Source organism: Pseudomonas sp. CP-1 (genome assembly GCF_021213715.1).
Lineage (GTDB): Bacteria > Pseudomonadota > Gammaproteobacteria > Pseudomonadales > Pseudomonadaceae > Pseudomonas > Pseudomonas aeruginosa.
This window is the reverse complement of the sequence record NZ_JAJQKY010000009.1, coordinates 23426-47744: the sequence shown is the minus strand read 5'-3', so window position 1 is coordinate 47744 and position 24319 is coordinate 23426. Positions and strand designations below refer to the sequence as shown.

The 24319-nt window shown below is 63.4% G+C and carries 22 protein-coding genes and 1 tRNA gene; 9 read left to right on the top strand and 14 right to left on the bottom strand.

Annotation, left to right across the window (positions count from 1 at the left end; translation table 11 throughout):
• Positions 1-81: 81 nt before the first annotated feature.
• On the bottom strand, positions 82-2343 hold the full coding sequence (gene piuA / locus LT948_RS18565) for a TonB-dependent siderophore receptor PiuA (RefSeq protein WP_003116241.1): 2262 nt from the start codon (positions 2341-2343) through the stop codon (positions 82-84).
• A 217-nt stretch (positions 2344-2560) separates the two neighbouring features.
• On the opposite strand from piuA, the gene LT948_RS18560 reads away from it, so the two are divergent.
• From LT948_RS18560 to LT948_RS18550, 3 genes are all read left to right on the top strand, one after another.
• The gene (locus LT948_RS18560; RefSeq protein ID WP_003110338.1) at positions 2561-3241 is read left to right on the top strand and encodes a Fe2+-dependent dioxygenase; all 681 of its coding nucleotides are present in this window, start codon (positions 2561-2563) and stop codon (positions 3239-3241) included.
• A 2-nt stretch (positions 3242-3243) separates the two neighbouring features.
• Entirely contained in the window at positions 3244-4059 is an 816-nt protein-coding gene (locus tag LT948_RS18555) for a tetratricopeptide repeat protein (RefSeq protein ID WP_033984885.1), read from the top strand.
• 121 nt (positions 4060-4180) lie between these two features.
• On the top strand, positions 4181-5983 hold the full coding sequence (locus tag LT948_RS18550; RefSeq protein ID WP_019486069.1) for a phosphoethanolamine transferase CptA: 1803 nt from the start codon (positions 4181-4183) through the stop codon (positions 5981-5983).
• 55 nt (positions 5984-6038) lie between these two features.
• On the opposite strand, the gene LT948_RS18545 is transcribed toward LT948_RS18550, so the two are convergent.
• From LT948_RS18545 to LT948_RS18520, 6 genes are all read right to left on the bottom strand, one after another.
• Entirely contained in the window at positions 6039-6464 is a 426-nt protein-coding gene (locus tag LT948_RS18545) for a VOC family protein (RefSeq protein WP_003094613.1), read from the bottom strand.
• Between the two features lie 115 nt (positions 6465-6579).
• Complete coding sequence (locus LT948_RS18540; protein ID WP_003094617.1) at positions 6580-7743, bottom strand: type III PLP-dependent enzyme; 1164 nt, start codon at positions 7741-7743, stop codon at positions 6580-6582.
• Between the two features lie 451 nt (positions 7744-8194).
• A complete protein-coding gene (locus LT948_RS18535; RefSeq protein WP_023092868.1) occupies positions 8195-10216 on the bottom strand; it encodes a methyl-accepting chemotaxis protein in 2022 nt (673 codons plus the stop codon).
• 189 nt (positions 10217-10405) lie between these two features.
• Positions 10406-11242: a regulatory signaling modulator protein AmpE gene (gene ampE / locus LT948_RS18530; protein WP_003104909.1), complete on the bottom strand. Its 837-nt coding sequence runs from the start codon at positions 11240-11242 to the stop codon at positions 10406-10408.
• Positions 11239-11805 carry a 1,6-anhydro-N-acetylmuramyl-L-alanine amidase AmpD gene (gene ampD / locus LT948_RS18525; protein ID WP_003112844.1) on the bottom strand — a complete coding sequence of 189 codons (567 nt, stop codon included), beginning with the start codon at positions 11803-11805 and terminating at the stop codon, positions 11239-11241. Before ampD ends, ampE begins: the two co-directional genes overlap by 4 nt.
• Positions 11806-11955: 150 nt before the next feature.
• A complete protein-coding gene (locus LT948_RS18520) occupies positions 11956-14211 on the bottom strand; it encodes a DUF1631 domain-containing protein (RefSeq protein ID WP_033995374.1) in 2256 nt (751 codons plus the stop codon).
• A gap of 285 nt (positions 14212-14496) precedes the next feature.
• On the opposite strand from LT948_RS18520, the gene nadC reads away from it, so the two are divergent.
• Entirely contained in the window at positions 14497-15345 is an 849-nt protein-coding gene (nadC, locus tag LT948_RS18515; protein ID WP_033995373.1) for a carboxylating nicotinate-nucleotide diphosphorylase, read from the top strand.
• 52 nt (positions 15346-15397) lie between these two features.
• Here the strand turns inward: nadC and LT948_RS18510 are convergent.
• From LT948_RS18510 to LT948_RS18500, 3 genes are all read right to left on the bottom strand, one after another.
• Positions 15398-15473 (bottom strand) — tRNA-Thr (locus LT948_RS18510).
• 52 nt (positions 15474-15525) lie between these two features.
• Positions 15526-16839 carry an O-antigen ligase family protein gene (locus LT948_RS18505; protein WP_231280937.1) on the bottom strand — a complete coding sequence of 438 codons (1314 nt, stop codon included), beginning with the start codon at positions 16837-16839 and terminating at the stop codon, positions 15526-15528.
• 155 nt (positions 16840-16994) lie between these two features.
• Complete coding sequence (locus LT948_RS18500; protein WP_023092872.1) at positions 16995-17459, bottom strand: pilin; 465 nt, start codon at positions 17457-17459, stop codon at positions 16995-16997.
• Positions 17460-17689: 230 nt separating this feature from the next.
• On the opposite strand from LT948_RS18500, the gene pilB reads away from it, so the two are divergent.
• From pilB to yacG, 5 genes are read left to right on the top strand one after another with little or no spacing between them, the layout of a single operon-like run.
• A complete protein-coding gene (gene pilB / locus LT948_RS18495; RefSeq protein ID WP_023092873.1) occupies positions 17690-19390 on the top strand; it encodes a type IV-A pilus assembly ATPase PilB in 1701 nt (566 codons plus the stop codon).
• 3 nt (positions 19391-19393) lie between these two features.
• Positions 19394-20611, top strand: coding sequence for a type II secretion system F family protein (locus LT948_RS18490; RefSeq protein ID WP_033995372.1), 1218 nt, complete (start codon positions 19394-19396; stop codon positions 20609-20611).
• Positions 20612-21484 (top strand): type IV prepilin peptidase/methyltransferase PilD, encoded by an 873-nt coding sequence (pilD, locus tag LT948_RS18485; RefSeq protein ID WP_023092875.1) that lies wholly within the window; start codon positions 20612-20614, stop codon positions 21482-21484. It abuts the gene before it with no gap.
• Complete coding sequence (gene coaE, locus LT948_RS18480; RefSeq protein ID WP_003094654.1) at positions 21481-22092, top strand: dephospho-CoA kinase; 612 nt, start codon at positions 21481-21483, stop codon at positions 22090-22092. The genes pilD and coaE overlap by 4 nt, the downstream gene beginning before the upstream one ends.
• On the top strand, positions 22089-22289 hold the full coding sequence (gene yacG / locus LT948_RS18475; RefSeq protein ID WP_003094656.1) for a DNA gyrase inhibitor YacG: 201 nt from the start codon (positions 22089-22091) through the stop codon (positions 22287-22289). Before coaE ends, yacG begins: the two co-directional genes overlap by 4 nt.
• Before the next feature lie 36 nt (positions 22290-22325).
• On the opposite strand, the gene LT948_RS18470 is transcribed toward yacG, so the two are convergent.
• The 4 genes from LT948_RS18470 to LT948_RS18455 all read right to left on the bottom strand — a co-directional run bounded on the left by LT948_RS18470 (position 22326) and on the right by LT948_RS18455 (position 24219).
• A complete protein-coding gene (locus LT948_RS18470) occupies positions 22326-22535 on the bottom strand; it encodes a hypothetical protein (protein WP_003094660.1) in 210 nt (69 codons plus the stop codon).
• Between the two features lie 105 nt (positions 22536-22640).
• Positions 22641-23330 carry an energy-coupling factor ABC transporter permease gene (locus tag LT948_RS18465; RefSeq protein ID WP_003094662.1) on the bottom strand — a complete coding sequence of 230 codons (690 nt, stop codon included), beginning with the start codon at positions 23328-23330 and terminating at the stop codon, positions 22641-22643.
• Entirely contained in the window at positions 23327-23797 is a 471-nt protein-coding gene (locus tag LT948_RS18460) for a hypothetical protein (RefSeq protein ID WP_003094664.1), read from the bottom strand. Before LT948_RS18460 ends, LT948_RS18465 begins: the two co-directional genes overlap by 4 nt.
• The gene (locus LT948_RS18455) at positions 23794-24219 is read right to left on the bottom strand and encodes a GNAT family N-acetyltransferase (protein WP_003094666.1); all 426 of its coding nucleotides are present in this window, start codon (positions 24217-24219) and stop codon (positions 23794-23796) included. Before LT948_RS18455 ends, LT948_RS18460 begins: the two co-directional genes overlap by 4 nt.
• Between the last annotated feature and the right edge of the window lie 100 nt (positions 24220-24319).

Genomic DNA, 24319 nt, shown 5'->3' with positions numbered 1-24319 from the left:
ACGCTCTATTTACCCACCTGGATGCGGGAAAGCCCCATCCCGCAGGGGGAATGGGGCTTTCGTGGGGAGCGAGAGCGGCAGTCAGAAGTGGAAGTTCACCCCGAGCAATGCCGTGCGGCCCGGAGCGACGTGGGCCATGTGCGTGCTGTAGACCTGGTCGAAGTAGCGCTTGTCGGTCAGGTTCTGCACGTTCAGTTGCAGGTCGACGTTCTTGCTCACCTTGTAGCTGGCCATGGCGTCATAGCGCCAGTAGGACGGGATATAGGTAGAGTTCGCAGTGTTGCCGTACTGCTTGTCCACATAGGTGGTACCACCGCCGATAGTGAAGTTCTGCAACAGATCGTAGGTGGTCCACAGAGTGAAGTTGTTCTGCGCGGTCTGCGGCATCTTGTTGCCTTCGTCGCTCTTCACCGTCGACTTGCGGATTTCGCTGTCGAGGTAGGTGTAGCCGCCGAAGACCTTCCACTTCTCGGTCAGCTTGCCATTGAAGCCCAGCTCGACGCCCTGCACCCGCTGCTCGCCGTCCAGTACCTGAAGAGTGGAAACATCCGGCGAAGCGACCCGGGCATTGGTCTTGTCGGTGCGGAAAAGCGCGGCGTTCAGCGACAGAGCATCGTCGAAGAAGGCCCACTTGGTACCCAGTTCGAGGTTGCGGTTACGCTCCGGATCCAACCCGTTGTTGCCTACGCTGATGTCCGCCTGGCCCTCGCCGCCGGTCTCGCCGGTGGGGTTGCTCGAGGTCGACCAGGCCAGGTAGATGCTGCCGTTGGGCGCCGGTTTGTAGACCAGACCGGTCTGGTAGTTCCAGAAGTGGCTGTTGTTCTCGCGCTTGAAGTAGCCGGCGGGACCGTTGCGGCCAGCCGTCTGGTAGCCGCTGGACTTGGTATCGAAGTCGTCGTAGCGCAGGCCGAGATTCAGCTCCCATTGTTCGCTTAGCTTCAGGGTATCGAACACATAAGCCGCGCTGGTCTTGGTGTCGGTATCGGTATAGGCCAGGCCGTCGGTGATGCTGCCGGTCCAGTTGTCGCCCGGAGTCGGGCGATTCAGGCTGGTGCAGTCGCCACTGGCGAGCAATCGTGCATTGCAGGTGTTGCCGGCGCCGCCACCGGAAGTAATGGCGTACGGACGGTTGTGCACGTCCTCGTAGCTGAACTCCAGGCCGGTCACCAGGGTGTGCTTGATGAAGCCGGTTTCGAAGTTGGCCTTCAGGTCGGTCTGGTTGACCCAGCCCTTCGAGGTCGAATTGCGGCTTTTCGCCGAACGGTAGACGTAGCCGTTGGCAACGTTGCCACGGCTGTCGTCGGGGTTGCTGACGATGTAGTCGAGCGTCGTGCGCACCAGGCGGGTGCTATTCGACAGGGTCAGGTTGTCGTTCAGGTCATGCTCGATGCGGAAGGTACCGCTGTCGGTGGTGCTCTTGCGGTAGTCGCGGTCCTTCAGGCCATAGAAGTTATCGCGATCCACCGAGGCCGGCTTGCTCGGATTGGCTTTGCTGCGGTTGACGTTGGTCAGCGGCAGGCCGTAGTCCGGCATATCATCGGTGCTGAGATGGTAATAGGACAGGGTGGCGCGGGTCGGCGTGTCGAAGCCGAAGGTAACGGTCGGAGCCACGCCCCAGCGGCTGACGCTGACTTCGTCGCGCCCTGCGACGTGGGCATCGTGCTTCATCAGGTTGAGGCGGAAGGCGGCGTTGTCGCCAATCATCCGGTTCACGTCGAGAGTAGTGCGGCGGGTCTGGTCTGAGCCCCAGGTGAAGCCGGCGTCGGTGAAGTTGTCCTGCTTGGCGGTCTTGCTGATCAGGTTCAGGCTGCCACCGGTGGAGCCGGCGCCGGTGTAGGCCGAGCCCGGGCCCTTGCTGACCTCGATCTGCTCGACGTTGAACACCTCGCGGGTTTGCGAGGCGACGTCGCGCATACCGTCGAGGAACGTATCGCTCTCGGCGTTGAAGCCACGGATGAATGGCCGGTCGCCTGCGGGGTTGCCGCCCTCGCCCGCGCCGAAGGTGATACCCGGGGTGGTGCGCAGTGCGTCGGCCAGGGTCAAGGCGCCAGTGTCCTTGATCACCTGCTGCGGGATCACGGTCACGGTCTTCGGCGTATCCAGCAGCGGCGCGGTGTACTTCTTCGACGCCGAGCGGTCGACGTTATAGGTGGTTTCGTCCTGCTGCTCGCCGACGATGGTAGCCGCATCCAGCGACAGTACGCGGTCCTTGTCGGTCTTTTTCTGCCCGGCCTCGTCGGCGTGGGCTGCCTGCGGTGCGGCGATGGCGGTGATGGCGACACCGATGGCAGAAGCCAGCAGACGTTGCGAAGAAACGGCGGTATCCGTGGACTGACGCGACATTCGAAACCCCTCCCCGGGAGCTGTGAAGGTCGCGGAATTTATTGCAGATCAGAATTGTTATCAATTATTACGGATTCGCATTCGACAGGAATTTACATTCTTTACAATTTTCTCATTACATTTTTTCCCATCTCGCTCGTCTACAACCTCTGGCGGTTTTACATGTCCAATGCAAATCAATATCATTGGCAATCATTTCGCCTTCATGGACAGCGCCATGTTGCTGCATATTCCCGCCATCTTCACCGCCGAGGAAGTCTCCCGGATCCGCGCAGCCCTGGAGCAGGCGGAATGGGCCGACGGCAAGGCGACCGCCGGCTACCAATCGGCCAAGGCCAAGCACAACCTGCAACTGCCGCAGGACCACCCGCTGGCCCGGGAGATCGGCGAAGCCATGCTGCAGCGCCTGTGGAACCATCCCCTGTTCATGTCCGCCGCCCTGCCGCTCAAGGTCTTCCCGCCGCTGTTCAACTGCTATACCGGCGGGGGCTCGTTCGACTTCCACATCGACAACGCCGTGCGCGACGTCCATGGCGGCCGCGAGCGGGTCCGTACCGACCTGTCCTCGACCCTCTTCTTCAGCGACCCGGAGGACTATGACGGCGGCGAACTGGTGATCCAGGACACCTACGGCCTGCAACAGGTGAAGCTGCCCGCCGGCGATCTGGTGCTCTACCCCGGCACCAGCCTGCACAAGGTCAATCCGGTCACCCGTGGCGCGCGCTACGCCTCGTTCTTCTGGACCCAGAGCCTGGTCCGCGAAGACAGCCAGCGCACCCTGCTATTCGAAATGGACCAGTCGATCCAGCGACTCACCCACGACGTGCCCGACCATCCCTCGCTGATCCGCCTAACCGGCACCTACCACAATCTCCTGCGGCGCTGGTCGGAACTCTGAACATGCGCCACCTGCTGCTCCGTCACGACGCACTGGACGCCGAAGGTTTCGCCGCACAACTGGCCGGTACCCCGGGCGAGGTTGCCCAGGCTATCCTCGGCGCTGCGCGCGAGGGCCTGACGGAAGCCCAGGCCCTGCTCGGACAGATCCTTCTGGACGGCCAAGGCATCCAGCGCGACCCGACCCTGGCGCGGACCTGGTTCGCAATCGCCGCCGGGCACGGCCACGCAATGGCGCGCAATATGCTCGCTCGCTGCCTGGAACATGGCTGGGGCGGCCCGGCGGATCCAGCCGCGGCAGCGGTCCACTATCGGATCGCCGCCCAGGCCGGCCTCGACTGGGCCCGCTACAACCTGGCCAATCTTCACGCTACCGGCCGCGGGGTGCCCCAGGACCATCCGCGCGCCTATGCGCTGTATCGGCAAGCGGCCGAGCAGGGCCACGCGAAATCGATGAACCTGGTGGGGCGCTACCACGAAGAAGGCCTGGTGGTCGCTCGCGACCTGGCGCAAGCTGCGCACTGGTATCGACGCTCCGCCGAGGGTGGCGATTTTCGCGGCCAGTTCAGCCACGCCGCGATGCTCAGCGCCTCGGGCCGCCATGCCGAGGCCGAAACCTGGCTCCGGCGTGCCCTCGAAGGCGGCAACCTGAACTTCCTGCGCAGCGCCCGCCATGGCCTGGAGCAGTCGGCCCACCCACCGTTCCGCAGCCTGGCGCTGGCCTACTACCGACGCGCGGCGCAGTTGGGCGACGACACCGATCGAGAGGCCCTGGAACAGGCGCTCGAACGTCACGGGCACGCACGACTGCCCGCCTGACGAACAACGCACGACCCTTTGTTCACGCCCACATAACACTTTTTTGACAAGCCTTTCCCTACCCTCGCCGTTTCATCGAGGCGAAGACGATCGCGCCTCCGATCCATCGAACGAGGCTATCGTGTCCCCCACCCCACCACGCGTTACGCGCAATCGCATCGACTGGGCCGGCCTGGGCTGGCTGTTCCTGTTCTTCTGGTTCTTCTCCGGTATCACCCAACTGCTCCTGCTGACCTCCGGCAACAGCGGTTTCTCCGGTTTCCGCAACGCCATGGTGCTGAGCACCATCTGGCTTGCGCCGGTGTTGCTGTTCCCGCGCTGGACCAAGCCGCTGGCCGCCGTCATCGGGCTGGTGCTGTGGGCCGCCTCGCTGGTCGGCCTGAGCTATTTCGGCATCTATCACCAGGAATTCTCGCAAAGCGTGATCTTCGTGATGTTCGAGTCGAACACCGCCGAGGCCAGCGAATATTTCAGCCAGTACTTCAACCCCTGGATGACCCTCGGCCTGGTGCTCTACAGCCTGGTCGCCATCCTCCTCTGGCGCCGCCTGCGCCCGGTCTACCTGCCGCGCTTCAGCGCCCTGCCGGTGGCGGTGCTGCTGATCGTCGCGACCATCGGTTATCCGTTCTACAAGCAACTGGTCAGCCAGGGCCGGTCCTTCGACGAAGCCCTGGACAAGGTCCAGGCGCGCATGGAACCGGCGGTGCCCTGGCAATTGCTGATCGGCTACCAGCAATACCGCCAGCAACTGGGCAGCATGCAGGCGCTGTTGCAAAAGAACGCGGCCCTACCGCCGCTGAAGAACCTCGTCGATGCCAATGGCGATACGCCGCGCACGCTGGTCCTGGTGATCGGCGAATCCACGTCGCGCAAGCACATGAGCCTCTACGGCTATCCACGCGAAACGACCCCGCAGCTGGACGCACTGAAGGCCGCGAACCGGAACCTCACGGTATTCAACAACGTGGTGGCGTCGCGGCCATACACCATCGAGGTGCTGCAGCAGGTGCTAACGTTCGCTGACCAGGAGCATCCCGACCGCTTCCTCACCGATCCGTCGCTGATGAACCTGATGAAGCAGGCCGGCTACAAAACCTTCTGGATCACCAACCAGCAGACTATGACCAAGCGCAACACCATGCTGACGACCTTCGCCCAGCAGACCGATGCGCAGTTCTACCTGAACAACCAGCGCAGCCAGAACGCCAGCCAGCTGGACGGCGCGGTGCTGGCGCCCTTCGCCAAGGTGCTGGACGACCCGGCGCCGAAGAAGTTCATCGTGGTCCATCTGCTCGGCACCCACATGAACTACAAGTACCGCTATCCCGCCGACTACGCTCGCTTCGTCGACCGCCAGGGCGCCCCGGCGGCCCTCAGCGACGACCAGGTGGAGGTCTACAACAGCTACGACAACGCCGTGCTGTACAACGACTACGTGGTCTCCAGCCTGATCAAGGGCTTCGCCAACAGCGATCCGAACGGCTTCCTGGTCTACCTCTCGGACCATGGCGAGGAAGTCTTCGACGAAGCCCCGCACGACCGCCTCGGCCGCAACGAAGGCGACCCGACCCGCGGCATGTACACCGTGCCCTTCCTGGTCTGGACTTCGCCCAGCTGGCAGCAGACCCACCCACGCGACCTGCAGGCCCTGGTCGACCGACGCTACAGCAGCGAAGACCTGATCCATACCTGGTCCGACCTCGCCGGCCTCAACTATGACCTCTTCGATCCGACCAAGAGCCTGGTGAGCAACGACTTCCAGCATGAAGTCCGCTGGATCGGCAACCCCTATGCCCACAATGGCTTGCGCGACTTCGACAAGCTGCCGCTGGACAAGGCCGACGCCGGGCAGCAGGTCGCCCAGGCCGGACGACCCGCGCCAACGACGCCGCGCGCACCGTCCCGCCAGCCGAACGAAGGCTGACCGCCGCCAAAGAAAACGCCCCGCCGAGCGGGGCGTTTTTCCATCCGTAGCGCCCTCAGGGCAAGACCAGGTTGCCCTGCTCGTCGAACGGCCAGAACGGGTTGTAGGCAATTTCCCAAAGGTGTCCATCCGGGTCGGCGACATATCCGGAGTAGCCACCCCAGAACACTTCCTGCGGCATCTTGGTCGCCTGCCCGCCGGCCGCCGTAGCTGCGGAGAACAGACGGTCCACCTCGTCCCGCGAGGCGCAGTTGCAGGCCAGGGTGATAGCCGCGAAGCCGGTCGGACGATCTTCCACCTGCGCATCCTCGGCGAGGGCGCTGCGTCCGTAGAGGCCGAGGACCAGGTTGCGGCCCTTGAGAAATACCACCTGCTCGTTGCCGTCCGAAGAGGGCTGCCAGCCCAGCGCCTGGTAGTAGAGAGAGGAGCGGGCCAGATCGGCGACCCCGAGGGTCACCAGGGAAACACCGTTACCTGTCATGTCGGCGTCCTTGTCATGGGTTGTCGAACAAGGCTGGCACGAGCGCCGCGAGGCTTCCAGAGCGACATGAAAAAGCCCCGCCGAGGCGGGGCTCTTCGTAACAGAGGCGACTGCGCTAGAGGTAGAACGCCTTCAGCGGCGGGAAGCCGTTGAACTCCACCGCACTGTAGCTGGTGGTGTAGGCGCCGGTAGACAGCCAGTAAAGGCGGTCGCCGCTCGCCAGGTTCAGCGGCAGGCCATACTTGTAGTGCTCGTACATGATGTCGGCGCTGTCGCAGGTCGGGCCGGCGATCACCACCTCTTCCATCTCGCCCTGCTTCTCGGTCCAGATCGGGAACTTGATCGACTCGTCCATGGTTTCGATCAGTCCGGAGAACTTGCCGACGTCGGCATAGACCCAGCGCTCCACGGCGGTCCGCGACTTGCGGGCGACCAGCACCACTTCGCTGACCAAGATGCCGGCATTGGCGATCAGCGAACGGCCCGGCTCGAGGATGATTTCCGGCAGGTCGTCGCCGAAGTCCTCCTTGAGGAAGCGGATGATCTCCTCCGCATAGGTTTCCAGGTCGTTGGTCTTGGTGATGTAGTTGGCCGGGAAGCCGCCGCCCATGTTGATCATCTTCAGGACGATGCCGTCTTCTTCCTTCAGGCGCTCGAAGATCACCTTGACCTTGGCGATCGCTGCGTCCCACACCGAGATGTCGCGCTGCTGCGAACCGACGTGGAAGGAAATGCCGTAGGGCTCCAGGCCCAGCTGGCGGGCCAGGATCAGCAGGTCCATGGCCATGTCGGTCTGGCAGCCGAACTTGCGCGACAACGGCCAGTCTGCGGTAGTGGAGCCCTCGGTGAGGATACGCACGTAGACCTTGGCGCCGGGAGCGGCCTTGGCGATGTTGCGCAGGTCGGCTTCGGAGTCGGTGGCGAACAGGCGCACGCCCTTCTCGTAGAAGTAGCGGATGTCCTTGGATTTCTTGATGGTGTTGCCGTAGCTGATGCGCTCCGGACCGACGCCGGTCTTCATCACCTTGTCCAGTTCGTAGATCGAGGCGATATCGAAGTTCGAACCCTTGTCGCGCAGCAGCTCAGTGATTTCGGTAGCGGGATTGGCCTTCACCGCGTAGTAGATCCTGGCGAAGGGGAAGCAGTCGGTCAGTTGGTCGTAGGCATCGGCGATGGTCTGCTTGTCGATGACCACGAAGGGGGTTTCCTGCTTGTCGGCGAAGGCCTTCATGCGCTGGAAGGTTTCAGGGGCGAAATAATCCTCGACCTTGATGGACATGGTTGGGACTCCCAATGGCAAAACACATGGATTCGTAGGGGTGAAGCTGAACGTCTAATCCGTTTCCCCACTTTGGTTCGCCTACTTCCCAAGGCATGTCGCCGAGTATCACCTGCCTGCCGGCAGCCACCGCCTGTTCATCCTGGTAGGTCGCGCGCGTGTCCCGCGCGACGACCTGGCCGCTTGAGCAGCGGACGTCGCCTTGCCACAAGGCGATCTCTCGTCGTCAGTACTTGAGCCGGATGGATCGTTTCCAGCATGGACGTTCGGGCGCGAACTTTAGGACCAAGGGGACGCGAGATCAATAAAAAAATGCCGCGATTTCGCCTCCGCCTGTCGCACCGCCGGATTGACCTGCTCAGCCTTTACCCCATGTGCATGACAGTGGGATGTCCCCGTCCGCCCAGCGTTCAATCGGATGGACGAAAAACGTCCCGCGCAGGCCTTGTGCCTACACCCGGAACGCACCGATCAGGCGTTTCAGCTGGGTCACCTGGGCGCCCAGTTCGCGGCTGGCCCGTTCGGTCTGGCTGGCGCCTTCCGCGGTGCGCTCGCCGGCCTGGTTGATCTCGACGATGTTCTGGTCGATATCGTGGGCCACGGCGGTCTGTTGCTCGGCGGCGGCGGCGATCTGCTGGTTCTGGTCGACGATCATGCCCACCGCGCCGAGGATATTCTCCAGTGCCTGCTGCACCTGCGCCGACTCGTTGACCGTGCCATCGGCGGTATGGTGGCTGCTGCCCATCGCCTTCACCGCCGCATCGACGCCGCCCTGCAGGCGCAGGATCATCTGTTCGATCTCGGCGGTGGATTGCTGGGTGCGCTTGGCCAGCGTGCGCACCTCGTCGGCCACCACCGCGAAACCGCGCCCCTGCTCCCCGGCACGAGCGGCCTCGATCGCCGCATTGAGCGCCAGCAGGTTGGTCTGTTCGGCGATGCCCTTGATCACATCCAGCACCTGGCTGATCGAGGCGCTGTCACTGGCCAGGCGATTGATCGCCGCCACCGACTGGTCGATCTCGCCGGCCAGGCGCTGGATGCTACCCACCTGCGACTCGACCAGGCTGCGCCCACTGAGGGTTTCCTGGTTCACGCTGTTCGCGCTGCTCACCGCCATCGCCGCGCTGCGTGCCACTTCCTGGGCGGTAGCGGCCATCTGGTTCATCGCCGTGGCCACCTGCTCGATCTGGCTGCGTTGCCCGGCTACCGCCTGGTTGCTTTCGGCCGACACCGACTCGACGCGCAGGGTCTGCCGCTCGACCTCGCCGACGGTCTGGCTGACCCGCTCGATCAGGTCGTGGATCTTCGCCACCGATTCGTTGAACGATTGTCCCAGCTCGCCCAGTTCGTCACGGCTGCGGGCCTGGAAGCTGACCGTCATGTCGCCGCCGGCGACGCGCTCCATCATTCGCCCGAGATCCTTCAGGGTGGCGCGGGTGGAGACGTAGAAACCGCCGTAGAGGTATAGGATCGCGGCGAAAACCACGGCCAGCGCGGCGACTAGCAACAGCATCTGCGTGCGCACCTGTTGCAGGCGCTTTTGCAACTGGGTATCGAGATAGCCGAGAACGGCGTCGTCGAGCTGGTAGGTCTTGTCCATCGCCGCGCTGACCTGATCGTAGAACTGCGTCCACGGGGTATCCAGCGTCTCAGCCACGATCACCCGGTCCTCGAACAACTGCCCCAGGCTCTTCAGGGTCTCGCGACTGGCCTGGGCGGCCTCCTCGAGCGCCGGTGGGCTGCCGGCCAGGGACTCCTGCAGCTTCAGGCCGTACTCGCCATGCAGTTTCTCGAACTCCAGCAGCAGTTCGTCGAGCCGCGCGCTGGAGGACGAATTGAGGAAACCCTGGCCCAGGGAGTAGGCGCCGATGGCGCGCCCCTTGCTGATGGCCGCCGTCACCTCCGGCGTTATCGCACCGACCAGCTCGCTGAGCTGGCGCACCTGGCGCTGGCTGTCCTGGCTGAGCCCGGCCTGGGCGATAAGCAACTTGATGAATACCTGTGCGCTACCGAGCAGCTTCTCCGCCCGTGCGCCCTTGCCCTGCAAGGACCCTTCGGCCTCCACGGCCTGCAAGCCGTTGAGCAACCGGTCGCGCTGGGCCTCGAATTCGGCTACCGCCGCACCATCCTCGCTGAGCGGCGCCAGCGCCTCGAGCCGCCCGCGCAGCCCCTTCTGGACGTCCGCGATGCGCGCTTCCAGATCGCCGGCCTTGCCGGACTGGCCGATGACCGCATTGATCTGCAACAGATCGTTGAGAGACTCCAGGCCACGCCGGATCTGAAGTCCGCTACCCAGCAGCGTCAAGCTCTGCAGTTCGATCCGGGTGTCGCTGAACTGGCGATAGGCATCGCGCACCAGATAGAAGCTGGTGATCAGCAGCGGCAGGAAGAACAGCACGCTGATCAGGCCGAACTTCATGCCGAAGCTGAGCCGGTTCATCAGCGCGATAGCGGGATAGAGTACGGTCTTCACCCAGACGTCTCCTGATTGTTCTTATCGTTCTGAGAGATGCCGCCGCGTGGCGACATTGACGCACGGAGTCCGCTCGGTAATGGCCTTTCGAAATCATGCGGACACGTTCACCTGTGTACCCGATATCGGCCTGGTGTTCTGTAACTTAAGGTTAACGGGGAATCGCAGGCGGATTCCCCGTCGCTGCGCTCAGAGGAACAGCGCGCAGAAGGCGAACACGGCGTACCAGAGCACGGCCGCGCGCACCAGCAATTGCCAGAGCGCATCCAGGCTGGCGACGCCGGCGGCACCCAGTTCGACCGCTTCGACATCGCTGGCGACCCGTCCGGCCTTGCCCAGCAGCGCGGCCGCCGAGATGTCCCAGGCCAGCAGCCAGTGCAGCAGCACGCGGATAACCGCGAGGAAGTTGCCGACCAGGGCGAAGCTCAGCACCAGCGCACGCACCGGCAACCAGTCGAGGATATGCCGGACGCGCGCCGCCTGTTCGCGCAACGCCGGCTGGCGGGCGTGCTCCAGCGCCAGTGCCAGCAGGCGATAGGCCAGGGCCGCCACCGGGCCGAGCAAGGCATACCAGAAGATCACCGCGAAGAAGCTCTGGTAGCCCTGCCAGAGCAAATGGCCGTGCACCCGGCCGATCAGTTCGCTCTCGCTGCCGCCCAGGATCCCCAGATCGCGTTCGGCGACATGGAAGGCAGCCTGGGCCTCCTCGCGCCGCCAGGCGTCGCGGAACGGCCCGAGGTCGGCCATGACGTCGCCGCGGCCGAGACTGTAGACCACCACCAGAAGATGCAGCGGAAGGCTCAACCAGCCATAGGCCAGCGGCTGCAGCAATGTCAGCAGCAGGGCCAGCGGCAGCAACGGCAGGACCACCGCGAGCAGCAGCCCCAGCCAGGAGCGGCGGGACACCGAGGGCAGGTCCTCGACCAGGCCCAGCCAGGCGAGCCAGGCGCCATCGCGCTGGATACGCCGGCGCCAGCCGGAGAACTTCTCCAGCGCAAGGGCCAGCAGCAACACCAGGAACGTCATGTTTCCTCCTTGGAATCGGTCAATCCGGCGCGGTAGCGCGACCAGTCGAAAGCCTCGCCGGGATCGGTCTTGCGCTCCGGGGCGATATCGCAGTGGCCCTGGATGCGTTCCGGGGTGATCCCCGGGAAGGCCGCGCGCAACAGCCGCGTCAGCCCGGCCAGGGCAGTGTACTGCGCGTCCGTGTACGGTTCCGTGTCGGTCCCCTCCAGTTCGATGCCAAGGGAGAAGTCGTTGCACGCCTCGCGACCGTCGAAGCAGGAAACCCCGGCATGCCAGGCGCGGTCGTGACAGGAGACGAACTGGGTGATGGCGCCGTCGCGTTCGATGAGGAAATGCGCGGAAACCGTCAGGTGGCGGATCTCCTCGAAATAGGGATGTTCGTTCGGGTCCAGGCGATTCTGGAAGAACGCCTGGACCTTACCGGTGCCGAACTGTCCCGGCGGCAGGCTGATATTGTGGATAACCAGCAGCGACACCGCGTCCCCTTGCGGACGCAGGTTGAAATTCGGTGAAGGGCAGTGGCGGACGCCACGGACCCAGCCGGTAACGGAATCGAAATGCATACGGGCTCCTGAACGAGCCCCCACTCTAATCCAGCGGCGCCGGAATGACGATCAGGCGGGCTCTGGATCGGCCGCTTCGACATGCTTCGAGGAAAGGTATTACCCACAAGAACGAAAAGACCCGGCATCCGCCGGGTCCTCGAGAAGCGGCTAGGCGCCCTTGAGGCGCCGCAGGTTGCCGATCACCGACTCCAGGGCCCGGTCGAACAGCAAGGCATCGTCCAGCAGGCGTACCGCCTGCCGGCGAAACTCCACCGCCAGGCCCATGCGGGTCTTTTCCAGGACCTTCATCCCGGTGCGATTGACGAAGATGTAGCGACCGGTGGGCCGGATCACTGCCGCCAGCTTGCAGCGCAGCTTGTGCTCGGCGTCCTCCTGGATTTCCACCCAACTGCCGACACGCAGCGCATCGACCCGCAGCAGTGCCTCGTCGTTGTCCGGCAGGCGCACTTCGCTCTCGACAGGCGCCGGGGCGGCGTCCGGCGAGGTCAGGACGATTTCCTCGACCACCCGCAGCATGACCGGCGTCCGGGGCTTTTCCGCGGCCGTGCCCGGGGTCGCTTCGTCGAGCAGGGGGCTGTCCGCGACCGCCGCCTCGCCGCGCTTGTCGCGCTGCAGGCCCTGGACATGCAGGGTTTCCAGCTGGCTGAAGAATTCACCGGTGGAAAACGGATCGAAGGCTGCGCTGGCCAATCCCTCGCGCAGCGCCTTAAGCAGGCCTGGCACGCGCTCCAGCAACTGTTGGCGGGACAGCGGATCATCATGCGGGCCGACGCTCCAGATCAGCTCGTCCATGGTATCCAGGGCCTCCCGCCACTCGGCCGAAGCCTTGCCATGCTTGAGGCAGATCAGCAGCATCACCTTGCTCCAGGCATCCCGCAGCAGGCGCACCACCACCTCCGGCAGGACCTTGCCGAGCAGTCGCTGGTTCAGCACCTGCTCCACGTCCTGACGAGCCAGTTCGGCCTTGGCGCGGCCTTCCTCGGCGTCGCGGGTGCGTTGCTCGAGGAGCTCGCTGCGGCGGCGCTCGTCGCCGGTGAAGGCAATGAAGTCCTCCAGCAACTCGGCGAAGATCGCCGGGTCGTCGACGAAGTCGTTCAACAGCCGCATCACGACCTGTTCGATCTTCTGGTACAGGCTGTCGCGCCGGGCATCATTGTGTTCGGCCCAGCCCAGCGACGCGGATGCGATCTCGTTGAGCAGGCGACGCGCCGGATGGCTACCGCGGCTGAAGAAGGTCTTGTCGAGCAGGGCCACCTTAAGCATCGGGATCTGCATCCGACCGATCAGGGCCTTCAGCGAATCAGGCAGGGTACGGTCGTCGAGAATGAACTCGAACAGCATCGACACCAGGTTGATGACGTCATCGTCCACCTGGCCGACCACCCGAGAACGGCCGCTCTTGTGGCTGACCCGCTGGAGCAGTTGGTCGACCCCGTCGCGGACGTCGAACTCCGCGGCGCCGGGGCCCGGCAGGTGCTGCTGCAGGTGGGAAAGCAGGCGCATCAGGTCGTTGCTGGAAATCGGCGCGGCATTCTCAGGCGTTTCGCGACGGTAGAAGGAAGGATTGTCGCGGACCTGCGCCAGCAGTTCCTGCAGCGCGCCGAAGACTTCCTGCTGACCGCCGTCGAGCAGCGCAGCCTGTGCCTGCAGGGTCCCGGCATCGCGCATCGCTTCGGGACGGACAGCGGGCTGACGCCGCGGCAGCACGGATTTGAGTTCCGGCAGCACGCCCGCAGCGACCAGGATCTGGTTGGCCTCGGCGTACAACTGGTCGCAATGGGCCAGGACGTACTTCTCGAACAGCTTGAGAATGATCAGCTTGACCTTGATCTCGACGCCGAGCCCCTGGCAGGCATCGAGGAAAGCCGCGGTCAGCGGACGCGGAGCGAGGGGATTGCTCTTCTCGTCGACCTTCCGGCCGACCAGGGTGTTCAGGCGGGTACTCAGGTGGGCCAGCGCGGTGGCATCGCGGCTCATCACCCGCGCCACCATCGCGTCCACCGCGACGGACTCCTCCAGTTCCTCGTTCTGTACCAGGCTGAGGCTATCGAAGGACACGGTATCCAGGGTCGGCACGGATTTGCCGGACTGTACCTGGTTGAGCGCCGAGAACTCCTCGAAGACCTTCTGCAGGTAGACCCGCTCGATACTCTTGCGCTTGAGGCGCAGGTCGCGCATGGCTTCGAAGAAAGCGTTCTGTTCGAGGTTGCTGGTGGCTCGGTCGGCCATTTCGAAGAGGGTGTCGTCGGCGTTGTCGAACAACGCCTGCAACGCCTGTTTCAGCTGCAGCGCCGCCTTGTCGCGCACCTGCACGAGGATGACCGGCAGGCGCCCCGCTCCGGCGTTCGGCGACGGCTCGGAAGCGACCCTGGTCAGGTGCACCACATTGGCATCGTTCTGCATCGGGACTCTCCTGCCACCCTCGCGGCCGCGCATGGAATGGCAAAAATCGGGCACAGAGGATCGATTGGCGTCGTCCGTAACGTCAATTTCCAGGCGTCAAAAACAAGTATCTACATTCATTATAGAGATACTTTCAAATCTAGATAGAGGGTTTTCCTATAGACATGACTCTCTTCACACAAGCGAAGGCCGATGAATGGCGGCCGCCCCGGCCGGCGCCCAGGCAGGCACAGACGCCGTCCGCCGCGCTCCGTATAATCGCCCGATCTCGTACAGGAGCCCGCCATGCCTAACCTCACCCTTGCCGACCTCCAAGGCGAAATCCAGGCCAACGTCCGCACCGCCCTGGCGGAAGACGTCGGCGGCGGCGACCTTACCGCTCAGTTGATCGATCCACAACGCGAGGCCGAGGCCCGGGTGATTACCCGCGAGCACGCGACGATCGCGGGCCGCGCCTGGGTCGACGAGGTCTTCCACCAGGTCGATCCGCGAGTGCTGGTGACCTGGCAGGTGGAGGACGGCCAGCGAGTCGAGCCGAACCAGATGCTGTTCCAGCTAAAAGGTCCGGCCCGCGCGCTGCTCACCGGCGAGCGCAGCGCGCTGAACTTCCTCCAGCTGCTTTCCGGTACCGCCACCCGCAGCCAGCACTACGCCGACCTGGTCGCCGGCACCACGGTGAAGCTCCTCGACACGCGCAAGACCCTGCCCGGCCTGCGCCTCGCGCAGAAGTACGCGGTCACCTGCGGCGGTTGCCACAACCATCGCATCGGCCTCTACGATGCCTTCCTGATCAAGGAAAACCACATCGCCGCCTGCGGCGGTATCGACCGGGCAATCGCCGAGGCCCGGCGCATAGCACCCGGCAAGCCGGTGGAAGTGGAAGTGGAGAACCTCGATGAACTGCGCCAGGCGCTGGAGGCCGGTGCCGATATCGTCATGCTCGACGAACTCAGCCTGGACGACATGCGCACCGCCGTCGCCCTCACTGCCGGCCGTGCCAAGCTGGAAGCTTCCGGCGGAATCAACGAGAGCACCCTGCGCAACATCGCCGAGACCGGCGTCGACTACATCTCCATCGGCACCCTGACCAAGGACGTCAGGGCCGTCGACCTGTCCATGCGCCTCACCCTCTGAACGAATCGCAGGCGAAAAAAAGCCCCGCCGAAGCGGGGCTTTTTTATGCGACTGGTGCCGGATAGAGGAATCGAACCCCCGACCTTCTCATTACGAATGAGCTGCTCTACCGACTGAGCTAATCCGGCGGCGCGGGGAAGGTATCACTCGGCACAGCCGGATTTCAACCGATATTCCCCCTCACATGGGAATCCAACCCTGAATCCAGAAACGTGGCGCCTCACCGCCGCCGTGGATTTCCAGGTAGCGCTCCTCGGTCGCGGTCAGCCCCGGCACCTCGAGCAGCAGCACGCGCCCCAGCACGACAATGACAACGACAGCCAGGCCCCGACAGAGCCAGCGCTGTGCGGGGGACGGCGCGACCGGCTTCGACCAGCGCGCCATGGCGATGCCTACCAGCAAGGCCAATACGGTCTGGGTGAAGGGCATGACGAACACGCCGTCCACCTGGGCCAGGACCAAGACCGAAACAAGGGCCAGCCACAGTCCGGCGTCCATCGGATCGCCCTGTTCACGCAGGTAACGCGCGCCGCGAAGCAGACCAAGGATCATCAGCCCAACCACCAGAAGGCCAGCGACCCCGCCCCATTCGGCGAACCATTGCAGCAGCATCTGGTGCGGGTGGGCACCGACGCTGTTCGGCACCGCCGAGAAATGCATGGGCCCGACCCCAAGCAAAGGATGGGCTACGAACATGCCCCAAGCATCTCTCCACAACACGTCGCGCAGAGACAGACCACTGCGCATACCGGACATGAGGGTCATGTCGATACCGAGCCAAGTCGGCAAGGCAACCATTAGCAGGAAATAGAGCGCCAGTCCGACGAATGCCGCGGACAACTGGACGATCAAAAAGCGGCGCCCCACGGGGCCGATCCAGCAAAGCGCGAGATGCGCGACGGCGAAACCCAACCAGAGCCCGCGCCCAGCCAAGGCGAAGGAGATGCACCACTGGATGGCCAGCAGCAGCATAACAAGCCAGGACAGCCTGAACCGCACGGTCTCTCGCAGGTACAACCCCAGCGCAGCCATCAGCGGCAGCAGCATGGCCTGGAACTGCCCCATGGTCCGGACGTTGGAAAAGCCGCTGAGCAAAACCGTGGGATTCAACTCACGGAGTCCGCTGACGAAGGCCGCGAGATAGGAAAGCAGGAACTGGTAGCAGAAGAACCCTCCCAACACGACCAGCCCCCAGATAGCGGCACGGCGAACCCACTCGGGACTGACGGAAATATTGAAGGAGAACAGCATCAGGCCGGAGAATACCGACCACTCCTTGAGCGCCCAGGAAGAATTATCAGAAAGAAAGGAGGAAAAAACACCCAGCCCGAGAGTCAACAATAGAGCGGCAAAAACCTTTCGCCTAATAAGCGAAGAAGGAAAATACAAGAAAAAAAACAGTGACGAGCCACTCAGCAACAGCAACTGGAATATGCGTTGCTGGTCGTGCCAGTTCGGAGAAACCCCATAATGAATTACAGTCGATAGCAGCATAGCCGCTATCAGGGATAGCAGTGCAAGCCCTACGAAAGAAGGCAAAGCAGTCCCGTCTTGCCAGATCACTCTTGTTCGATTCATCGCGAGTCCATAATGAAAAACCCCGCAATGCGGGGTTTTTCATTTACCACTAGACCAGACCGAAAAGCCTATTAGGATTTCGGGCAATTGGCCGGAGCGTAGTTGGCTTTCCAGTTGGTCGGCTTTCCAGTGATGCCGCAGGTCCATACTCCTTTATCATCACGCTTGACAGTGATGACAGCGCCAGCAATACCTTTACCAGAAGAGCCGCCCAAGGTACCAGAAATCTCCGGAGTTGCGGTATCAGCTTTGTCAATCTTGATCTGCCCCTTACCGTCACCGGTAAGCAGAGTAGAACTGGTAAAGCCAAGATCATACTCATCGTTTTTGGGAGAATCGTTAGAAACGAGCTTCTTACCTTCCAGAATCGCCGACTCCGCAGCGGTCTTCAGCGCGCTGATTTCACTCACGGCACGGGTCACCTGGGTACGGGCGGTGTAGTCCTGATATTGCGGGATGGCAATGGCGGCCAGGATGCCGATGATCGCGACCACGATCATCAGTTCGATCAGAGTAAAACCCTTCTGAGCTTTCATGAATATCTCCATGTGGTATGTATAGGCCAAACGCCTTCCCCCTCCAAAGCAGGTTGCATGCCAACCTTTCAAACGCCCTCCTTTCGCAACTCTCGCGGGGACTTCGAAAGTGTTCCGCTCTCCCCTGCCGGCAATATGTGACACTTTTTGGCATCTCGGAATCGTCGGTTTGGCAGCCTTTGGCATCTGCGTTATAAGTCTCGCTCCAAGCCTTCTTCAGATGTTCCCCAATGAACGATTCCACGCCTCTCAGCGGCCTTGCCAAGCAACTGGTCCTGAACGAACTCCTCGACGAAAAGACCGCCCGCCAGGCCCAGGTGCAGGCCGCGCGCAACAAGCAGTCGCTGGTCAGCCACCTGGTCCAGGCCAAGCTGGTGCAGAGCCGGGCGTTGGTCGAGGTGGCCGCCGAGCAGTTCGGCATCGCCTATTGCGACCTGAACAGCCTGGATCGGGAAAGCATTCCGAAGGATGTCATCAGCGAGCGCCTGGTCCGCCAGCACCGCGTGTTGCCGCTGTGGAAACGCGGCAACAAACTGTTCATCGGTCTCTCCGACCCGACCAACCATCAGGCGGTCACCGATATCCAATTCAGCACCGGCCTCACCACCGAAGCCCTGCTGGTAGAGGACGACAAGCTCAGCGTAGCCATCGAGAAGCTTTACGAGGGCGCCATGGACGCCCTCGGCGACCTCGGCGATATCGATCTCGACGGGGTCGATGTCGGCAAGGCGGAAAGCGCCAGCCAGGACGACGGCGGCGACGATGCCGAAGATGCCCCCGTGGTGCGCTTCGTCAACAAGATGCTGCTCGACGCCATCCGCGGCGGCTCTTCCGACCTGCACTTCGAGCCCTACGAAAAGACCTACCGGGTGCGCTTCCGTACCGACGGCATGCTCCACGAGGTAGCCAAGCCGCCGATCCAGTTGGCCAGCCGCATTTCCGCGCGACTCAAGGTGATGGCCGGCCTGGATATCTCCGAACGACGCAAGCCGCAGGACGGGCGGATCAAGATGCGCGTGTCGAAGAACAAGTCGATCGACTTCCGCGTCAACACCCTGCCGACCCTGTGGGGCGAGAAGATCGTGATGCGGATCCTCGACTCCTCCAGCGCGCAGATGGGCATCGACGCCCTCGGCTACGAAGAGGATCAGAAGGAACTCTATCTGGCTGCGCTCAAACAGCCACAGGGCATGATACTGGTCACCGGCCCCACCGGCTCGGGCAAGACGGTTTCGCTGTACACCGGCCTGAACATCCTCAATACCACCGACATCAACATCTCCACCGCCGAAGACCCGGTGGAGATCAACCTGGAAGGCATCAACCAGGTCAACGTCAACCCGCGCCAGGGCATGGACTTCTCCCAGGCGCTACGCGCCTTCCTGCGCCAGGACCCGGACGTGATCATGGTCGGCGAGATCCGCGACCTGGAGACTGCCGAGATCGCCATCAAGGCGGCGCAGACCGGGCATATGGTGATGTCCACCCTGCACACCAACAGCGCCGCCGAGACCCTGACCCGCCTGCTGAACATGGGCGTGCCGGCATTCAACCTGGCGACCTCGGTGAACCTGATCATCGCCCAGCGCCTTGCGCGAAAACTCTGTTCGCACTGCAAGAAAGAACACGACGTGCCGAAGGAAACCCTGCTTCACGAGGGCTTCCCGGAAGACAAGATCGGCACCTTCAAGCTGTATTCGCCTGTAGGCTGCGAAAACTGCAAAGGCGGTTACAAAGGTCGCGTCGGTATTTATGAAGTGGTTAAAAACACCCCCGCCCTGCAGCGGATTATCATGGAAGAAGGCAACTCCATCGAGATCGCCGAGCAAGCCCGCAAAGAAGGCTTCAACGATCTGCGCACCTCAGGCCTGCTGAAAGCCATGCAGGGAATCACCAGCCTGGAGGAAGTCAACCGCGTGACCAAGGATTAATCCATGGCGGACAAAGCGTTAAAAACCAGTGTCTTCGTATGGGAAGGCACTGACAAGAAAGGCACCAAGGTCAAGGGCGAGCTGTCCAGCCAGAACCCGACCCTGGTCAAGGCGCAACTGCGCAAGCAGGGCATCACGCCGGTCAAGGTCCGCAAGAAAGGCATTTCCCTGCTGGGGGCGGGGAAGAAGATCAAGCCTATGGACATCGCACTGTTCACCCGCCAGATGTCCACCATGATGGCCGCCGGCGTGCCACTGCTGCAGTCGTTCGACATCATCAGCGAAGGCTTCGACAATCCGAACATGCGCAAGCTGGTGGAGGAGATCAAGCAGGAAGTCGCCAGCGGCAACAGCCTGGCCAACTCGCTGCGCAAGAAGCCGCAGTACTTCGACTCGCTCTACTGCAACCTGGTGGACGCCGGCGAACAATCCGGCGCCCTGGAAACCCTGCTCGACCGGGTCGCCACCTACAAGGAAAAGACCGAGGCGCTGAAGGCCAAGATCAAGAAGGCCATGACCTACCCAATCGCGGTGATCGTCGTCGCCATCATCGTTTCGGCGATCCTACTGATCAAGGTGGTGCCGCAGTTCCAGTCGGTGTTCGAGGGCTTCGGCGCCGAACTGCCGGCCTTCACCCAAATGGTCATCAATATCTCCAACGTGCTCCAGGAATGGTGGCTCCTGGTACTGCTGATGATGGGCGGCGCCGGCTTCCTGCTGAACCACGCCTACAAGCGTTCGGAGAAGTTTCGCGACGCCACCGACCGCACGGTACTGAAGCTGCCGATCGTCGGCGCCATCCTCTACAAATCCGCCGTGGCACGCTACGCGCGGACGCTGTCGACCACCTTCGCCGCCGGCGTGCCATTGGTGGAAGCCCTCGACTCGGTTTCCGGCGCCACCGGCAACGTGGTGTTCAGGGACGCGGTGGACAAGATCAAGCAGGACGTTTCCACCGGCATGCAGCTGAACTTCTCCATGCGCACCACCAACATCTTCCCCAGCATGGCCATCCAGATGACCGCCATCGGCGAGGAATCGGGCGCGCTGGACGACATGCTGGCCAAGGTCGCTGGCTTCTACGAGCAGGAAGTGGATAATGCCGTGGACAACCTGACCGCCCTGATGGAACCGATGATCATGGCGGTCCTCGGGGTCCTGGTCGGTGGCCTGATCATCGCCATGTACCTGCCGATCTTCCAGTTGGGCAACGTCGTCTAAATGACCCTCCTCGACTACCTGGCCAGCCATCCGCTGGCCTTTGTCTTGTGCGCCATCCTCCTTGGCCTGCTGGTCGGCAGCTTCCTCAACGTCGTCGTGCATCGCCTGCCGAAGATGATGGAGCGCAACTGGAAGGCCGAGGCCCGCGAAGCGCTCGGGCTGGAGCCGGAACCCAAGCAGGCGACCTACAACCTGGTGCTGCCGAATTCGGCGTGCCCGCGCTGCGGCCACGAGATCCGCCCCTGGGAAAACATCCCGCTGGTCAGCTACCTGGCGCTGGGCGGCAAGTGCTCGTCCTGCAAGGCCGCCATCGGCAAACGCTACCCCCTGGTGGAACTGGCCACCGCGCTGCTTTCCGGCTACGTCGCCTGGCATTTCGGCTTCACCTGGCAGGCGGGCGCGATGCTCCTGCTTACCTGGGGCCTGCTGGCGATGAGCCTGATCGATGCCGATCACCAACTGCTGCCGGACGTGATGGTGCTGCCGCTGCTCTGGCTGGGTCTGATCGCCAACCATTTCGGCCTCTTCGCCAGCCTCGACGATGCGCTGTTCGGCGCGGTGTTCGGCTACCTGAGCCTGTGGTCGGTGTTCTGGCTGTTCAAGCTGGTGACCGGCAAGGAGGGCATGGGCTACGGCGACTTCAAGCTGCTGGCCATGCTCGGTGCCTGGGGCGGCTGGCAGATCCTGCCGCTGACCATCCTGCTGTCGTCGCTGGTCGGGGCGATCCTCGGGGTGATCATGCTGCGCCTGCGCAACGCCGAAAGCGGCACGCCGATCCCCTTCGGTCCCTATCTGGCGATTGCCGGGTGGATTGCTTTGCTCTGGGGTGATCAAATAACCCGGACCTATCTGCAATTCGCCGGATTCAAATGACCCAACCCTGGATACTAGGCCTCACGGGCGGTATCGGCAGCGGCAAGAGCGCAGCCGCCGAGCATTTCATTTCCCTCGGCGTCCACCTGGTGGACGCCGACCATGCCGCCCGCTGGGTGGTGGAGCCGGGGCGTCCGGCCCTGGCGAAGATCGTCGAACGCTTCGGCGACGGCATCCTCCTGCCCGATGGCCAACTCGACCGCGCCGCCTTGCGCGAGCGGATCTTCCAGGCGCCGGAGGAACGGCGCTGGCTGGAGCAATTGCTGCACCCGCTGATCGGCGCGGAGATCGTCCAGTACCTGGCCAGGGCCGAATCGCCCTACGCCATCCTGGTCTCGCCGCTGCTGGTGGAGTCCGGCCAGCGCCAGATGACCCAGCGCGTGCTGGTGGTGGATACCCCGGAACATCTGCAACTACAGCGCACCATGCTTCGCGACAAGGTCTCCGAGGAGCAGGTGCGCTCGATCCTCCAGGCCCAGGCCCGGCGCGACGAGCGCTTGAAGCACGCCGACGACGTGCTGGTCAACGACGGCGACCTGTCCCACCTGCAGCGTGAAGTCGAACGACTGCACGCCTTCTACCTGACCTTGCGAGGAGGCCGAGCATGAGCCAGCCCCTGACCGTGGAGTGCCCGACCTGCGGCGCGCCCGTCGAATGGAAAAGCGACAACAAGTACCGCCCCTTCTGCTCCGACCGCTGCAAGCTGATCGATCTCGGCGCCTGGGCCGCCGAGGAACATGCGATCCCCGGCGACACCCTGGAAGACGACATCTTCTCCGCCGACCTGCCGCCTCGCGAGCATTGAACGCAACGGGCCAGCCAATCCGGCAGGCCCGTTCCTTCAGGGACGCATGAAAGCGTAGTCGCGCTGGTCGTCGAGATTCTCCGCAAGAAATTGCAGTTCGCTGGCCAGGTCGCCAGCATCGCGCTCCGCCCGGTTCAGTTCGACGATTGCGCTGAGCAGCGCGCGCAGGCGCATTGCTCGGTCCGCCTCGTCGCTCTTCGACAGCAACTCTCGCAGGCCCTCTCGGGCCCATTCATGGACACCCATGTTCCGCTCCTCACCTGGGAAAACGGCAGGATCGCGGCCAGCTTCGTCCGAAACACTGACGCAAGTCAGCCGCCGCCCGCCATGAACCTGGCGAATGACTGGTCATCAGGGCTTGCGCTCTTCGTCCTTCCAGGGCGCCTGCAGGTAGCGCGTGCGATTGAAGGTTTCCAGCCACTCCGGGTAGTAGACCACCAGGCCGGTGATCACCGTGCCGTTGATGAAGGCCTCGGGGAACATGATCAGCCACAGGTAACCAGCGAAGTCCTCCAGCCAGGGCGGCATCGGGAAAAGGCCGTCGATCCAGACCACGCCAAGGCCGAGCAGCAGGACCACCACCGCGGTGAGGGCCGCCGGGAAGAAACCGCAGCAGAAGATGTAGACGAACAGATTGCGCGGCTGGCGCTTTTCCACGAACAACGCCGCCAGCTCCGCGATCAGCGCGGGGATCGCCACCAGCAGCACGCCGTTGACGCCGATCGCCAGCCAATCCTGGCGACCGAGCAGGCACAAGCCCAGCTGCGCCACCAGCCCCACCACGATCGCCAGCGGCCAGTCGAGCAGCAAGGTGACGGCGGTCATGCCGATGAAATGGAAGGACAGTCCCGACTCGAAGTCCCGGCGCACCAGCCAGAGCAGGAACAGCCCGAGCATGGTACCGAACACCAGGTGCTGGCGGCGGGTATCACTGACCAGCTCGACCCAAGGCGCGCGCCAGGCGGCGAGCAGCAGCAGCGGCGCATAGATGGCCCAGCCCAGTTCCAGGCTTTCCGCCGACAGCAATTCGGCAGCGATCACGGCTGCAGTTGTTCCAGGGCGATGCGCAGGGCCACCGGCGAATCCAACTGGCGGGTTTCCAACACGCGGCGCTGCTCCAGCCTGACCCAGAGCACCTTGCCCTCGTCCGAGGCATAGCGAGAAGCGATGGCCGCGTCGCGATCGAGCAGCACCGGATAACTGTAGTCACGCATGGCCGGCACCGCGAAAAGCCGGGAAATCAGCGCCGGCATGCGGCTGATGTCCGCCAGGAACAGCGCGTGGCGCGCCTCCAGGTAGCCCTTTGGGCGCTCCGCCAGCGCCGCCTTGACCAGCTTCGAGCCGTCCATGTCCCGCGCCACCAGCAGGACCCGGGTGGAGTCGTCCAGCGAGTGCGCCTTTTCGAACTGGTCCTGCAACGTCCAGGGCTCCAGGGTGGAGCCCTTCTCCACGGCCAGCGCCAGGCCGGGCAGCAGCATGCCCAGCAGAACCCAATGCAATCGTTTCACGCGTGTCCCTCCCGAGTGGAAAATACCTGGATGTCCTTGCGCCGCTCCCAGTCCGACTGGGCTCGCCAGAATGCCTGTGCCTCCTCGGCGGCATCCAGGACGAAGACATGGGATTTGCCGATCCCCTCCCCCGCCAGACGCGCCAGCACTTCGTCGAGCATCCGCCGCGCCAGCCCCAGCCCTCGATAACCGGGATCGACCACCAGGTGCTGGAGGTAACCACGGCGACCGTCATGCCCGGCCATCAGGCAGGCGATCACCTCCCCTTCGGTTTCGACCAGCAGGCTCAGCCCGGGGTTGCGTTGAAGGTAGGCGAGGAAGAAGGGATAGGCGTCCTCCGCACGGAGGCGGATACCTGGCGTTCGCGACCACAGCGCGAAGAGTGCCGGGTGATCGGCGGCGATGACGCTGCGAAGTTGCATCGGAACGGCTCCGGCCCAAGGGGAACGGCAGTGTACACCGAGCCTCGCCGCTGGCGCGCTCCGGGACGGATTGTCGCAGCCGGAGCGCCTGCGGGCTGGA

Excerpts from the sequence above, each read along its gene's own strand:
- piuA (WP_003116241.1), bottom strand. The coding sequence starts at position 2,343 with ATGTCGCGTCAGTCCACGGATACCGCCGTTTCTTCGCAACGTCTGCTG.
- LT948_RS18560 (WP_003110338.1), top strand. The coding sequence starts at position 2,561 with ATGTTGCTGCATATTCCCGCCATCTTCACCGCCGAGGAAGTCTCCCGG.
- LT948_RS18555 (WP_033984885.1), top strand. The coding sequence starts at position 3,244 with ATGCGCCACCTGCTGCTCCGTCACGACGCACTGGACGCCGAAGGTTTC.
- LT948_RS18545 (WP_003094613.1), bottom strand. The coding sequence starts at position 6,464 with ATGACAGGTAACGGTGTTTCCCTGGTGACCCTCGGGGTCGCCGATCTG.
- LT948_RS18540 (WP_003094617.1), bottom strand. The coding sequence starts at position 7,743 with ATGTCCATCAAGGTCGAGGATTATTTCGCCCCTGAAACCTTCCAGCGC.
- ampE (WP_003104909.1), bottom strand. The coding sequence starts at position 11,242 with ATGACGTTCCTGGTGTTGCTGCTGGCCCTTGCGCTGGAGAAGTTCTCC.
- ampD (WP_003112844.1), bottom strand. The coding sequence starts at position 11,805 with ATGCATTTCGATTCCGTTACCGGCTGGGTCCGTGGCGTCCGCCACTGC.
- LT948_RS18520 (WP_033995374.1), bottom strand. The coding sequence starts at position 14,211 with ATGCAGAACGATGCCAATGTGGTGCACCTGACCAGGGTCGCTTCCGAG.
- nadC (WP_033995373.1), top strand. The coding sequence starts at position 14,497 with ATGCCTAACCTCACCCTTGCCGACCTCCAAGGCGAAATCCAGGCCAAC.
- LT948_RS18505 (WP_231280937.1), bottom strand. The coding sequence starts at position 16,839 with ATGCTGCTATCGACTGTAATTCATTATGGGGTTTCTCCGAACTGGCAC.
- LT948_RS18500 (WP_023092872.1), bottom strand. The coding sequence starts at position 17,459 with ATGAAAGCTCAGAAGGGTTTTACTCTGATCGAACTGATGATCGTGGTC.
- pilB (WP_023092873.1), top strand. The coding sequence starts at position 17,690 with ATGAACGATTCCACGCCTCTCAGCGGCCTTGCCAAGCAACTGGTCCTG.
- LT948_RS18490 (WP_033995372.1), top strand. The coding sequence starts at position 19,394 with ATGGCGGACAAAGCGTTAAAAACCAGTGTCTTCGTATGGGAAGGCACT.
- pilD (WP_023092875.1), top strand. The coding sequence starts at position 20,612 with ATGACCCTCCTCGACTACCTGGCCAGCCATCCGCTGGCCTTTGTCTTG.
- coaE (WP_003094654.1), top strand. The coding sequence starts at position 21,481 with ATGACCCAACCCTGGATACTAGGCCTCACGGGCGGTATCGGCAGCGGC.
- yacG (WP_003094656.1), top strand. The coding sequence starts at position 22,089 with ATGAGCCAGCCCCTGACCGTGGAGTGCCCGACCTGCGGCGCGCCCGTC.
- LT948_RS18470 (WP_003094660.1), bottom strand. The coding sequence starts at position 22,535 with ATGGGTGTCCATGAATGGGCCCGAGAGGGCCTGCGAGAGTTGCTGTCG.
- LT948_RS18455 (WP_003094666.1), bottom strand. The coding sequence starts at position 24,219 with ATGCAACTTCGCAGCGTCATCGCCGCCGATCACCCGGCACTCTTCGCG.